Annotated in this window: 13 protein-coding genes and 1 pseudogene; 7 read left to right on the top strand and 7 right to left on the bottom strand. The window is 55.8% G+C overall.

Annotation, left to right across the window (positions count from 1 at the left end; translation table 11 throughout):
- Window positions 1–16: 16 nt before the first annotated feature.
- The gene (gene rihC / locus PYR66_19590) at window positions 17–931 is read left to right on the top strand and encodes a ribonucleoside hydrolase RihC (GenBank protein WEF27460.1); all 915 of its coding nucleotides are present in this window, start codon (window positions 17–19) and stop codon (window positions 929–931) included.
- On the opposite strand, the gene PYR66_19585 is transcribed toward rihC, so the two are convergent.
- The gene (locus PYR66_19585) at window positions 912–1838 is read right to left on the bottom strand and encodes a LysR family transcriptional regulator (protein WEF27459.1); all 927 of its coding nucleotides are present in this window, start codon (window positions 1836–1838) and stop codon (window positions 912–914) included. The two genes, rihC and PYR66_19585, sit on opposite strands and share 20 nt — an antisense overlap.
- Window positions 1839–1930: 92 nt before the next feature.
- On the opposite strand from PYR66_19585, the gene PYR66_19580 reads away from it, so the two are divergent.
- From PYR66_19580 to PYR66_19570, 3 genes are all read left to right on the top strand, one after another.
- Window positions 1931–2560, top strand: coding sequence for an alanyl-tRNA editing protein (locus tag PYR66_19580; GenBank protein ID WEF27458.1), 630 nt, complete (start codon window positions 1931–1933; stop codon window positions 2558–2560).
- A 125-nt stretch (window positions 2561–2685) separates the two neighbouring features.
- The gene (locus PYR66_19575) at window positions 2686–3249 is read left to right on the top strand and encodes a glucose-6-phosphate isomerase family protein (GenBank protein WEF27457.1); all 564 of its coding nucleotides are present in this window, start codon (window positions 2686–2688) and stop codon (window positions 3247–3249) included.
- Window positions 3242–4024, top strand: coding sequence for a glucose-6-phosphate isomerase family protein (locus tag PYR66_19570; GenBank protein WEF27456.1), 783 nt, complete (start codon window positions 3242–3244; stop codon window positions 4022–4024). The genes PYR66_19575 and PYR66_19570 overlap by 8 nt, the downstream gene beginning before the upstream one ends.
- A 42-nt stretch (window positions 4025–4066) precedes the next feature.
- Here PYR66_19570 and PYR66_19565 read toward each other — a convergent pair whose 3' ends face one another.
- From PYR66_19565 to PYR66_19545, 5 genes are read right to left on the bottom strand one after another with little or no spacing between them, the layout of a single operon-like run.
- A complete protein-coding gene (locus PYR66_19565) occupies window positions 4067–4885 on the bottom strand; it encodes a PTS system mannose/fructose/sorbose family transporter subunit IID (protein WEF27455.1) in 819 nt (272 codons plus the stop codon).
- Window positions 4885–5682, bottom strand: coding sequence for a PTS sugar transporter subunit IIC (locus tag PYR66_19560; protein ID WEF27454.1), 798 nt, complete (start codon window positions 5680–5682; stop codon window positions 4885–4887). Before PYR66_19560 ends, PYR66_19565 begins: the two co-directional genes overlap by 1 nt.
- A gap of 10 nt (window positions 5683–5692) precedes the next feature.
- Entirely contained in the window at window positions 5693–6187 is a 495-nt protein-coding gene (locus tag PYR66_19555; GenBank protein WEF27453.1) for a PTS sugar transporter subunit IIB, read from the bottom strand.
- 11 nt (window positions 6188–6198) lie between these two features.
- Window positions 6199–6627: a PTS fructose transporter subunit IIA gene (locus PYR66_19550; protein WEF27452.1), complete on the bottom strand. Its 429-nt coding sequence runs from the start codon at window positions 6625–6627 to the stop codon at window positions 6199–6201.
- A 4-nt stretch (window positions 6628–6631) separates the two neighbouring features.
- Window positions 6632–8377 carry a class I mannose-6-phosphate isomerase gene (locus tag PYR66_19545; protein ID WEF27451.1) on the bottom strand — a complete coding sequence of 582 codons (1746 nt, stop codon included), beginning with the start codon at window positions 8375–8377 and terminating at the stop codon, window positions 6632–6634.
- 189 nt (window positions 8378–8566) lie between these two features.
- Between PYR66_19545 and PYR66_19540 the strand changes: the two genes are divergently transcribed.
- Entirely contained in the window at window positions 8567–9583 is a 1017-nt protein-coding gene (locus PYR66_19540) for a LacI family DNA-binding transcriptional regulator (GenBank protein ID WEF27450.1), read from the top strand.
- A gap of 15 nt (window positions 9584–9598) precedes the next feature.
- Here the strand turns inward: PYR66_19540 and PYR66_19535 are convergent.
- Window positions 9599–9691 (bottom strand): annotated as a pseudogene (locus tag PYR66_19535) (response regulator).
- Between the two features lie 216 nt (window positions 9692–9907).
- Here PYR66_19535 and dapB point away from each other — a divergent pair.
- Together dapB and carA are read left to right on the top strand one after the other, a co-directional pair.
- Window positions 9908–10729, top strand: a complete 822-nt coding sequence (gene dapB, locus PYR66_19530) for a 4-hydroxy-tetrahydrodipicolinate reductase (GenBank protein ID WEF27449.1) — start codon at window positions 9908–9910, stop codon at window positions 10727–10729.
- A gap of 456 nt (window positions 10730–11185) precedes the next feature.
- Complete coding sequence (gene carA, locus PYR66_19525) at window positions 11186–12334, top strand: glutamine-hydrolyzing carbamoyl-phosphate synthase small subunit (GenBank protein WEF27448.1); 1149 nt, start codon at window positions 11186–11188, stop codon at window positions 12332–12334.
- Window positions 12335–12342: the final 8 nt, after the last annotated feature.

Genomic DNA, 12342 nt, shown 5'->3' with positions numbered 1-12342 from the left:
TTTTTTGGAGAAAACCATGCGCTTACCGATTATTCTCGACACCGATCCGGGTATTGACGATGCCGCGGCGATTGCCGCCGCGCTTTTCTCACCGCAGCTGGATTTGCAATTGATGACCACGGTGGCAGGCAATGTCTCGGTGGAGAAGACCACCCGCAACGCGCTGCAGCTGCTGCATTTCTGGAATGCCGATGTACCACTGGCGCAGGGGGCGTCGATGCCGCTGGTGCGCCCGCTGCGCGATGCCGCCTCGGTGCACGGTGAATCCGGCATGGAAGGCTATCATTTTGTCGAACATAACCGCCAGCCGCTGGCGAAACCGGCCTTTCAGGCGATTCGCGATGCGCTGATGCATGCGCCGGAGCCGGTCACGCTGGTGGCGATCGGCCCGTTGACCAACATTGCCCTGCTGCTGACGCAGTATCCGGAGTGCCAATTCAATATTCGTCGGCTGGTGCTGATGGGCGGCTCTGCCGGGCGCGGCAACTTTACCCCTAACGCCGAATTCAATATCGCCATTGATCCGGAGGCCGCCGCCAAAGTCTTCCAGAGCGGGCTGGATATCGTGATGTGTGGGTTGGATGTCACCAACAAGGCGATGCTGGCAGCGGACTACCTCGCGACCCTGCCGACGCTGAACCAGACCGGCAAAATGCTCCATGCGCTGTTTAGCCACTATCGTAGCGGCAGCATGGCCAGTGGCCTGAGAATGCACGATTTATGCGCCATCGCCTGGTTAGCGCGACCGGAGCTGTTTACGCTCAAATCGTGCTTTGTGGCGGTAGAAACACAGGGGACCTGGACTTCCGGCGCCACCGTTGTGGATATCGAAGGGCGTCTGGGGCAACCGGCGAATGCGCAGGTGGCGTTAGATCTGGATGTCGAAGGCTTCCAGCGTTGGGCGGCGGAGGTTATCGCTCTGGCGCCATAGTCGGTAGCAGCGCCGGCACCTTCTCGTTAAGATAATCAATCATCGCCCGCATTCTGGCGGGCATATGCTTATGGCCCGCCCACAGCAGCCACAGGTTGCCGGAGTAGCTGCTGATAAACTCCCACTCTGCTAACACCTGCACGATTTCACCGCGCGCCAGCGCCTCACGGGCGGTAAACAACGGCAGGCTGCCGATACCCAGGTGTTGCTTAACGGCATCAAGGCGAACGGCGGTATGGTTGGCGGCGTAACGCCCGTGTGTTTGGATGGTTTCGGTTTTGCCCTCGCGACGGAATTTCCAGCGCGCGTCGGCGGGCGTTTCGCCAAGGCTGATGCAACTATGCGCGCGCAGATCCTGTGGTGTGTGCGGCATGCCATGGCGCTGTAAATATTCCTCGGTGGCGCAGATAACATGGGTGACCGGCATCAGCGGTTTGCCGTGCAGACCGGGGGAGGGGGTATGGGTGATGCGCAGCGCTAAATCAATGCCGTCGTCGATAAAGTCGAGATCGCGATCTTCCAGCCGCAGGCAGACGTCCACCTGCGGATAACGGCTGAAAAACTCCATCATCAGCGGATGGATCACAAAGCGCCCGACGGCTTTTGGCACGCTCAGGGTCAGCTTACCCTGCGCCACCGCCTGGGTGCTGCCGGCGGAGTCCATCGCCTGCCGCGCCGCCTCCAGCATCTCCAGCGCATGTTCATACACCGTTTTTCCGGCATCGCTCAGGCGAAGCTTGCGGGTAGTGCGATGCAGTAGTTTGCAACCCATTTCCTGTTCCAGTCGCGAGACACTGCGGCTGACGGCGGAAGGAGTGAGTCCGTTCTGGCGGGCGACGGCGGAAAAGCTTCCTTGTTCGACGATCTGTACGAAGAGGGCGAGGTCCGGCAGGAGGTTCAGGTTCATTTGTGCTCTCAAAGCAAAAGTGCATTGGTTGTCGATGGGATTATCGCTGTCGGTAATATCAATATACTGTGTTGACAGAGAGGAGAACAACCATGACTGAACGTCTTTATTACACCAGCGACGCCACTGAAGGGCGCGCGCAGGTTGTTGGCTGCACCGCCGAAGCCGATGGCCGTTACGCTATTGAACTGGACCGCACCCTGTTTCATCCGCAAGGCGGTGGCCAACCGTCCGATGGCGGCTGGATTGCCGGTCAGGCGGTGATGGCGGTCGCCGCACGCGGCGATAGCGTACTGCATATCGTCTCACAGCCGCTGCCGTTGGGCGAGGTGGAGATGCGAATTGATGCACCTGCGCGGCAGTTGCATGCCCGCCTGCATTCCGCTGGCCACCTGTTGGGTCTGGCGGGCGAGCAGTTTGGCTGGCGGCCGGTGAAAGCGCATCACTGGCCGGGAGAAGGACGGATTACTTTTACCGCCGGGGCCGGCGCGGTGTTGCCGGAAGCCAGCGCCCTGCTGGCGCAGGTTGCGGCGTGGCAGAGGCAGGATTTACCGCGCCGCGTGACCTTCGCCGACGGTTTGCGCACGGTGGGGTTTGGCGAGCTGCCGGCTTATCCCTGCGGCGGCACCCACGTTGCCAGCCTTTCTGAGCTAGGAAAAGTGATGGTGACTCAGGTGAAGATGAAGAAGGGCCAGATGATCGTAAACTACGCTCTGGAGTGAAAAAGAAGAGCATGCGGCTGCGATCTGTTTGTGTGATTTCGCCAGCAAAGCCGCCATTTTGATAGAAGGTTAATCGATTAATCTGCTATTCTGACAGTGCTGTTCTCCTCGGGCCGGAGACACATATGAACCCTGTTTTTATCCAGCCACCGCAGGTGGCATGGGCCAGCGGAGCATTATCCGACGGCCCGCTATTACGTAAATCAACGCGAATCGGAGATCTTGCTGGGGTTTTTGTTGATGAACTCGCCCGGCAGGCAATGCCCGGCGATCTCAGCGTTTATGATGTTGAAATGCTAGCCACTTCACCGGCAGAGGGAGAACTCTACACCGGTGTAACTCACCTTTATCCCGGCAAAGTCGGCCATGAATTTTTTATGACCCGCGGCCATTTCCATCACCGTCGCGAGCAGGGCGAAGTCTATTTCGGCCTGCGCGGAAGCGGCTTGCTGTTATTGCAAAATGAGCAAGGTGAGGCACGACTGGAAAAGGTCTTTGCCGGTTCGGTCCATATCATTCCTGGTTTTACCGCTCACCGGCTTGTCAATACCGGTGACGAGGTGCTTTCCGCGCTGGCGGTTTGGCCCGCCGTCGCCGGGCATGATTATGCCGCGCTGGCAGACGGCTTTGCGCTGCGGGTGATTGAGGAAAATCAGACCTTTCAGGCAAAGGAGGTGCAGAATGGTTGACTCAGCCCGCCGTTACGGCCTGGATATGGCGATTCATCATCAGCCGCTGGGTTTTAGCTATGGCGAAGATGTCACCGGGCCGATGCCGGAGATCCGCCGCCTCGATCAGATTCGCGCATCGCTGCGTGACCCGAATTGCGACGGGCCGCAGGACGTTTACGCTATCGCTATGGATGTGGCGCGCATGCAGGATCGCGACGAGCTGCAAAAGCGGATGCTTTTGTTCGGCGTGGTGACCTATACCGCCGGACGCTTGGGTGAAGAGCCGATTCGCAGCCAGGGGCATATTCATCGCGTCAGCCAGCATAGCGGCTGGTCGCCGCCGGAGCTATATGAAATCTGGCAGGGCAGCGCGATTATCTATATGCAGGAGTACGTTGAGGACGATCCGGGCCGCTGCTTTGCGGTGATTGCTGGGCCAGGAGAAAAAGTACTGGTCCCGCCGGGATGGGGGCATGCCACAATATCAGCTAACCCGGAAGTGCCGCTTACCTTTGGCGCCTGGTGTGACCGTGAATATGGTTTTGAATATGAGGCCGTACGGGCGCATAAGGGGCTGGCGTGGTATCCGCTATTGCAGGATAAGCATGTGGTCTGGCAGCACAATCCGCGCTACGTTCCGGGACGTTTACAGGCGGTCACCCCTCGGGAGTACACCGAGTTTGGTATAACCTCCGCCCCGATTTATCAGCAGTTTATTGACGATCCGGCACGCTTTCAGTTTATCTCCCGCCCGGATAAAACGGCGGAGCTGTGGCGCAACTTCCATCCATAAAAAACCGGGGCTGAACGCCCCGGCGTGTCACATCCACAAAAATTAACCGGCAAACAGGCCGCTGGCGACGCCAAGCGCTGCCAGCACCAGCAGCAGTACCATCGCTTTCACCGGTGAAACGCCGCGCTTCGCCATTAAATACCAGGTCCCTAACACCACCACCAGCGGCAGCAGCTGCGGGAAGATGCCGTCCAGCATCTGCTGAACGTGGATATTGACGCCATCCTGGGTGATAAATTCCAGCCCGGTACCCAGCTTAACGTAGCTGGCCGCCACGCCGCCCATCACAAAAACACCTAATAGCGACAAGGCTTCGCGCAGGCGGGTTGATTTGCTGCTGACCAGCATCTCCACCGAGCCGGAGCCCATCTTGTAACCTTTGAGAAACAGGAACCACGAACCGGGCAGGATAATCGCCAGCCAGGCGACGGTGTAAAACAGCGGCCCAAGAATATTACCGCCCGCCGCTAGCGCCATGCCGATACTGAGCAGAATAGGGATCAACATTCCAGGGATCATCGAATCCCCGATCCCGGCAATCGGCCCCATCAGACCCACCTTAAGGGTGTTGATCGTCTCGCCGTCGATTGGTTCGCCGTTGGCCTTTTTCTCTTCCAGTCCCAGTGCCATACCGTTAACGATCGCGCCGATCTGCGGCTCCGTATTATAGAACGAAGCGTGGCGACGCAGCATCTCGGTACGCTGGGTGGCATCCGGGTAGAGTTTTTTCGCCACCGGCAGCATGCTCAGGCAAAAGCCGAAGGACTCAAGGCGCTCAAAGCTCATTGACGACAAATTATGCATCATCCACGCCCGCCAGCAGCGGCGCAGATCTTTACGGGTAAGAGTGCGGTCTTCCATCAGAATTCATCCTCATCATCGACCACCGGTCTCGCGCCCGCAGCCTGCGGTGGTTCCGGCTTATAGTTGTAATGAATAAGCGCCAGTAGCGAACCGACGATCACCAGTGCGACCATGTTGAGCTTTAAAAAAACGATGCAGACGAAACCGACCAGAAAGTAGATCAGCATGGTGTAGTTTTTAATGATTTGCTTAAGCAGGATCGCGATCCCGACGGCAGGCAGGATGCCGCCCAGCACGTTCATCGTCGACAGCACGATTTTCGGTAGGCTGTCCATAAAACCACTGATGTACTGTGCGCCGAAATAGACCGCGATAAACGTGGGTACGAAACGTAAAATGAAGTTAGTCACCTGAGGCCAGATAGCGCTGTTCAGATACAGCCCGCGCTCATCGCTACGATCCAACGCCACGTCGGCCCGGTGGTTCCAGAAGGAGTTCAGCACCATCATCGCGTTGAATAAAATGGTTCCGGCGATACCGATTGTTGCCGCCAGCGCCACCGCCACTTCCGGCCCTTTGCCCGACAAAATACCCAGCGCGATGGCCGGATAAGCGACAAAGTTGAGATCCGCAGGCATTGAGCCGCCTGGCGTCACCATTGCGATATATACCGCCTGTACCGCAACGCCTATCAGGATCCCGGTTTTCAGATCGCCGAGAATAAGCCCGACCAGCATTCCGGAAACCAGTGGTCGGGTAATCAGGTACCAGCCGCCGGTCAACCCCAGAAGCCAGGGACTGCTCAGCGCACCCAGGTAACAGAGAATGCCAATTAGCGTAGCTTCGATAATCATCGTTTGCTCCTTATTTCAGCTTCTGTCGGGCGTCCTGCCAGCTGTAGCAGCTGGCATCCGGTACCAGGCGGAATTCCACGTGATGCCCGTGCTGAACCAGCCAGTCAAAGGCAGCGATCTCGTCCGCGTTGACCGACTGATTCGGGCCGATGGTGGTGGTATCGGCACGTGCGCTCATCGGGCCAACGTTGATTTTGCCGTTGGCGTTTTTTAGGCTAATCCCCGCTTGCTCAATGCGTTGCAGAGTGAGCGGGGATTTGCCGATAACGAAATAGTGCTTCTCGCTGGCGATCACCTTGGGCAGCTTTTCAATTGCCGTTGCGGTATCGAACAGCCAGACTTTGGTGTCCTGTACGGCTCCTTTCATCACCGATGAGAGCAGCGGGTCGGCCGCGACGGCATCATCAATAGCGATAATCCCATCGCAGGGCAGCTCTTTGGCCCAACGTGTCACGAGCTGCCCGTGGATAACGCGGTCATCAATACGAACAAAAGAGATACTCATAGCGGTTTCCTTTAAAAATCATCTGACTGAATAGATAAAACCGGGGCGGCTTTTATCAGCGTCGGGACGGCCATTTCCAGCAGTTGCTCGGCTGCGGCATGAACGTCAGTGAAATGGCTAATGTCTTCACTTTGCAGCAGCATGGGAAAATTCACTCCCGCGATGACGGCGAGCGGAGGCGTTGTTCCAGCGGAAAATGCATACTGGCAGGCGACGTTCCACGGGGTCCCGCTTTGCATATCGCATAACACCAGCACGCCATCAGCGTTGTGCCCTGCGTTTTTCAGCGTCGTGGCGAAATCCTGTTTAAAGCCTTCAATGCCCGCCTGCTCGCTAAGCGTCACGGTGAAAACATGCGGTAATTCACCGTAAACCATCCGACTGCTGGCGAGCAGAGCGTCAGCGAGAGGACCGTGGCTGGCGACAATCACGTTGATCATGTATTTATCCTCTTACCCAGGCTTTTATAGTGGCGAGCGGTTGCCTGACGCCTTCGCCTGCGGGTGAAATCCGGTATTCACCGACTGCGGCGGGAATAATAAAGGTCTCGGCATAATGAACGGTGAAGGGCTCGAATGCTCCGCTTGGGCTATCGACCACCGCCTTCGCGCCCTCCACCAGGTTCAGCACGTTAACGCCGCCTTGCGTGTGGTGAATAACCGGTTTGGTGAACCAGTGGCGACGGGTTTCGATAAACTCGCGTTCGTGCATCCCGGTTCGCTCTTCCCGCCAGCCTTCACCTTCGGCGATGAGATCGATACGGTTCACCAGGTTCTCCTCGACCCACTGTGTATCACGCTGCCAGTCTATAACCTGCTCGCCGTGATCGAGATGTACGGGACGTGGTAAACCATCGAGGCCCAGTCGGCCCCAGTCCCATAACTTGAAGGTGAAAATATACGGTGTGGCGCTGATCTCCAGTACCATCGTGCCGCTACCGGAGCAGTGGACCGTTCCGGCCGGGATCAAAAAGTGATCGTGCTTCTGCGCCGGGATCGAGTTAACAAAACGCGCATCGTTGAACGCTTTTTCTCCACGACCGGCGGCGCGAAGGTCGTCCAGCATCGCCTGCGGCTCAATGCCGGTTTTGGTGCCGAGATAAACGACCGCATCTGGCTCTGCTTCGAGAATGTAGTAGCTCTCATCCTGGGTGTAATGCATACCAAACTGCTGCTGGATATATTCGGTTAGCGGGTGGACCTGAAAACTCAGATTTTGCCCGCCGATGGTGTCGAGAAAATCAAAGCGAATCGGAAATTCCGCTCCAAATCGGGCGTGAACCTTTTCACCAAGCAGCGCACGAGGGTATAGCAGTACCAGGTCCTGAGAGGGGATCTCGATCCGCACGTTGCCAAAACGCAGTAACAGGCTGTTTTCCTCGGGCACGCAATCAAAACACCATGCGTAGTTGGGCGCCGTGGGATCGAGATCGAACTGTTGTTTCATCCACTGCCCACCCCAGACGCCGGGGTCGAAGAAGGGAGCAACGCGGAATGGACGAGTGGTGGTTTGTTGCAGTCCGGCGCGCAGCGCGTCTCCGCTGATCAGCATCGGGACATTCTCTATGGTGGTATCGAGTAAAAAATCGGTTCGCTTGAGCAGCGGTGTTTTATGGCGATCGAAGACCCGCCATTCAATAAAAAAGGCGCGCTTGTAGCGGCGAAGAATATCTTCATCCTGGTTCTTAGCCCCCCAGTTGCCCAGCCCATCGTGGCGCATACGTTGCTGAATTTCCCAGCGCGGCAGGTCGGCGTAAATCAGAACATCGCCCGGATGAACTAATGTCGCGCCTGGCCCGTAGACGACAATGACGCCCTTGCTAGTGGCGTCGATTTGCTGGCGCATCCGGCATAGTTTTTCCTCATCAAAAAACTCATTCAGATGATGACAGGAGAGGACGCCGAATACGCGGTCGTCGGTGAGGTTGCGGGCCAGCAGGTCGTGTAGCGCTTGTTCATCCCGGCGGGCAGATTCGACGTTGAGCGCCAGTGTGGCATTGAGTAACGGCAGCAGGCGTTGCTCCAGCTCAGCAAGCCAGACGCCTGGATAACAATCCACAACCACAATAGTTCTGGACTGGGTGGCGATTCGGGTATTAAGCGCCGTGGAGATGGCCTCCCAGCCTTGCCAGGCTTGGTCGTCGTAACCCTGAACAACCACTTCAGGGAATTTATCATAGGTCGTTTGCATATTTTCTCTCCGTATTCGCTAAATTAAGATTAATCGATTAACCTCATTTTGATAGTGTGGTTAACGCGATTAACCCGGCATAACCAGCAACGTAGTGGGTGAAATGGGTGTTAATGTGAGTGTGGTCACAGGGAAAAATGCAATTTTTAGGTTATTCGATTAATCTGATGTGAACGAACAGGAGGAATCATGACGACAGTGACGCTGGCGCAGGTTGCCGAACGGGCCGGGGTCTCTACGGCAACCGTCTCAATGGTATTGCGTAATCGGGGACGTATTTCGCAGGCCACGCGGGACCGGGTATTGAAAGCGCTGGATGATACCGGCTATGTCTACAACCAGACTGCCGCCAACTTACGCAACCGTAGCAGTAACCAAGTTGGATTACTGTTACATGACATCACCAACCCGTTTTATGGCGAGATGACGGCGGGACTGAGCCATGAAATGGAACGCCATGATTTACTGCTGTTTCTGGCTAACAGTGAAGAGTCTGGCGAACGCCAACAGAAGTTTGTTGATTCGCTGATGCGCAATAGTGCCTGCGGGATGGTGCTGTGCGCGGCACGGGAAACACCGTCCTCGTTTTTCGATGCGCTGAAAAGACGCAATATCCCGGCCATTATGGTGGTACGTCCGCTGAGCGATCCGGACTTTGATTTTGTCGGCACCGATAACTTTCTTGGTACCCAGATGGCGACGACGCATCTGCTAAAAATGGGTCATCAGAATATCGCCTTTATTGGTGGTAGCCCGAGTTCCGGCACCCGGGCGCAACGCATTGGCGGTTTTACCAGCACGCTGTTGGAAAGCGGTATTTCTCCAAATCCACAGTGGATCGTCACCGCGCAGGCAAGCCAGATTGATGGTGCCAAAGTGGCGGAGTCGCTGTTATCCCAACATCCGCAAATTACCGCTGCCGTTTGCTATCAGGATATTGTCGCTCTGGGAGTGATGCAGGCGTTGCGTAAAATGGGCCGCGAGCCGGGGCGAGATTTTGCGTTGGTGGGCTTCGATGATATTACCGAAGCGGCGTTGGTCCAGCCTGCGCTAACCACCGTTTCGGTGGCAGCGAAAGAGATTGGGCGTAAAGCCGGCGAGCTGCTATATAGCCGTATTCAGGGCAATGATGAGCCGCCGAAACGTATTATTCTTCCGCCCGCGCTGGTGATCCGCGAATCTTGTGGTTTTCGCCGGGGCGATTAAACGGTATCGGTCACTTTACCGTGTATAAAGGCGCTCCAGTCTGTCGACTTTGCCATAACTGATTTCCGCTTCCAGAAAATCGCTTTTAACCCCTTGCTCCAGATGGCGGGGGACGGGGCCTCGCCCCTATGGGGCCAGCGCAAGCGCCGTTCAAAACGGCCAGCCGTTTTGTCCTGCAACTCGAATTATTTAGGGTATAGTTTTTACTGATATCGACCGCCGTTTGTCATAAATTTCTAATTATCGGCGTTTTTGAGTAGCGGCTATGCAATGGGCTGGTTACTCTGAAAACAATTCACGTGAAGTTAACAAAAGAGAATAGCTATGCATGATGCACAAATCCGCGTGGCCATCGCGGGCGCGGGCGGCCGGATGGGGCGCCAGTTAATTCAGGCCGCGCTACAGATGGACGGCGTGGCGCTGGGCGCGGCGTTGGAGCGCGAAGGTTCAAGTCTGGTCGGCAGTGACGCGGGTGAACTGGCGGGCGCGGGAAAAGCTGGCGTTGCGGTACAAAGCAGCCTGGCGGCGGTTCAGGGCGATTTCGACGTGCTGATTGATTTTACCCGCCCGGAAGGCACGCTCAACCATCTTGCTTTCTGCCGTCAGCACGGTAAAGCGATGGTTATCGGCACCACCGGCTTTGATGACGCCGGCAAACAGGCGATCAACGATGCCGCACAGGAGATAGCGATCGTCTTCGCCGCCAACTTTAGCGTTGGCGTCAACGTCCTGTTAAAGCTGCTGGAGAAGGCGGCGAAGGTGATGGGCGACTACACCGATATCGAAATTATCGAAGCTCACCATCGGCATAAAGTGGATGCGCCGTCAGGCACTGCGCTGGCGATGGGCGAAGCGATCGCCGGGGCGCTGAACAAGGATCTGAAGGACTGCGCGGTCTACAGCCGTGAAGGCTACACCGGCGAGCGCGTGCCGGGTACCATTGGCTTTGCCACCGTTCGTGCGGGCGACATCGTCGGCGAACATACGGCGATGTTCGCCGATATCGGCGAACGTATCGAAATTACCCATAAAGCCTCCAGCCGAATGACTTTTGCCAATGGCGCCGTTCGTTCCGCATTATGGCTAAAAGATAAGAAAAATGGTCTTTTCGACATGAGGGATGTGCTTGAACTGAACACTTTATAATGATTATTACCCATCGTGATGTGGTTATTGCATTCAATATGTGATTGATTGCAAAGGGCAATATTTTATTGCCCTTTTTTATTTTACCTTTATCTCATGTTTTATTTATTTAAACCGGTATAAAACTAACTTATCTATTGTTTTTTGGTTATTGAATTGTAAATTTTGACCATCTGGTCCACTTTTTTAGCGCCCCTCGCCCGATTTTACAATCTTTCTCGCCCGCAAGCGTTTTCTCAACCAGGTTAGTTGATCTTTTTAGCGTTAAAATCGACAGTTACGCTCCAGTGACGTAAAAGAAGATTAAAAATATCCGCTTTAAGTTGACTTTTACCCGACATCTCTCCAGAATGCCGCCGTTTGCCAAAATTCTGCGGGCAAAAATTTGCATTGATTCAGATCTAGTTTCTGCATTAATATGCAAATAAAGTGAGTGAATATTCTCTGGAGGGTGTTTTGATTAAGTCAGCGCTTTTGGTTCTGGAAGACGGAACCCAGTTTCACGGTCGGGCCATCGGGGCAACCGGCACGGCGGTTGGGGAAGTCGTTTTCAATACTTCAATGACCGGTTATCAAGAAATCCTCACTGATCCTTCCTATTCCCGCCAAATCGTCACTCTTACTTATCCCCATATTGGTAATGTCGGCACCAACGCCGCCGATGAAGAATCTTCTCAGGTACACGCTCAGGGTCTGGTCATTCGCGACCTGCCGCTGATTGCCAGCAACTTCCGCAATACCGAAGACCTTTCTTCTTACCTCAAGCGCCATAACATCGTGGCGATTGCCGATATCGATACCCGTAAGCTGACGCGTCTGCTGCGTGAGAAAGGGGCGCAGAACGGCTGCATCATCGCGGGCGACAACCTCGACGGGCAGCTGGCGCTGGAAAAAGCGCAGGCGTTCCCGGGCCTGAATGGCATGGATCTGGCGAAAGAAGTCACTACCGCAGAGACTTACGCCTGGACGCAGGGGAGCTGGTCGCTGGCAGGCGACCTGCCGGAAGCGAAAGCGGAAAGCGAGCTGCCGTTCCATGTCGTGGCTTATGACTTCGGCGCCAAGCGTAACATCCTGCGTATGCTGGTTGACCGCGGCTGCCGCCTGACGGTGGTACCGGCGCAGACCTCTGCGGAAGAGGTTCTCAAGCTCAATCCGGACGGTATTTTCCTGTCCAACGGTCCTGGTGACCCGGCGCCGTGCGATTACGCTATCGCGGCGATTGAAAAATTCCTCACCACCGATATCCCGGTATTTGGCATCTGCCTCGGCCATCAGCTGCTAGCGCTGGCGAGCGGTGCGAAGACCATTAAGATGAAATTCGGCCACCACGGCGGTAACCACCCGGTTAAAGATATTGATAACAACGTGGTGATGATTACCGCCCAGAACCACGGTTTTGCGGTTGACGAAGCCACGCTGCCCGCCAACCTGCGCGTGACCCACAAGTCGCTGTTCGACGGCACCCTGCAGGGGATTCATCGTACTGACAAACCGGCGTTCAGCTTCCAGGGGCACCCTGAAGCGAGCCCGGGGCCGCACGATGCCGCGCCGCTGTTCGATCACTTTATCGAACTTATCGAGCTTTACCGTAAGACCGCTAAATAATCAGGAGC

Origin of the sequence: Klebsiella aerogenes (genome assembly GCA_029027985.1) — a bacterium.
Lineage (GTDB): Bacteria > Pseudomonadota > Gammaproteobacteria > Enterobacterales > Enterobacteriaceae > Klebsiella > Klebsiella aerogenes_A.
Note: the sequence above shows the minus strand (reverse complement) of the source record. Positions and strands in the feature narration are given on the sequence as shown.

Bases quoted from the DNA above. Each gene is read 5' to 3' on its own strand.
- rihC (WEF27460.1), top strand. From the start codon at position 17: ATGCGCTTACCGATTATTCTCGACACCGATCCGGGTATTGACGATGCC.
- PYR66_19540 (WEF27450.1), top strand. From the start codon at position 8,567: ATGACGACAGTGACGCTGGCGCAGGTTGCCGAACGGGCCGGGGTCTCT.
- PYR66_19560 (WEF27454.1), bottom strand. From the start codon at position 5,682: ATGATTATCGAAGCTACGCTAATTGGCATTCTCTGTTACCTGGGTGCG.
- PYR66_19545 (WEF27451.1), bottom strand. From the start codon at position 8,377: ATGCAAACGACCTATGATAAATTCCCTGAAGTGGTTGTTCAGGGTTAC.
- PYR66_19575 (WEF27457.1), top strand. From the start codon at position 2,686: ATGAACCCTGTTTTTATCCAGCCACCGCAGGTGGCATGGGCCAGCGGA.
- PYR66_19585 (WEF27459.1), bottom strand. From the start codon at position 1,838: ATGAACCTGAACCTCCTGCCGGACCTCGCCCTCTTCGTACAGATCGTC.
- dapB (WEF27449.1), top strand. From the start codon at position 9,908: ATGCATGATGCACAAATCCGCGTGGCCATCGCGGGCGCGGGCGGCCGG.
- PYR66_19580 (WEF27458.1), top strand. From the start codon at position 1,931: ATGACTGAACGTCTTTATTACACCAGCGACGCCACTGAAGGGCGCGCG.
- PYR66_19555 (WEF27453.1), bottom strand. From the start codon at position 6,187: ATGAGTATCTCTTTTGTTCGTATTGATGACCGCGTTATCCACGGGCAG.
- PYR66_19550 (WEF27452.1), bottom strand. From the start codon at position 6,627: ATGATCAACGTGATTGTCGCCAGCCACGGTCCTCTCGCTGACGCTCTG.
- PYR66_19565 (WEF27455.1), bottom strand. From the start codon at position 4,885: ATGGAAGACCGCACTCTTACCCGTAAAGATCTGCGCCGCTGCTGGCGG.
- PYR66_19570 (WEF27456.1), top strand. From the start codon at position 3,242: ATGGTTGACTCAGCCCGCCGTTACGGCCTGGATATGGCGATTCATCAT.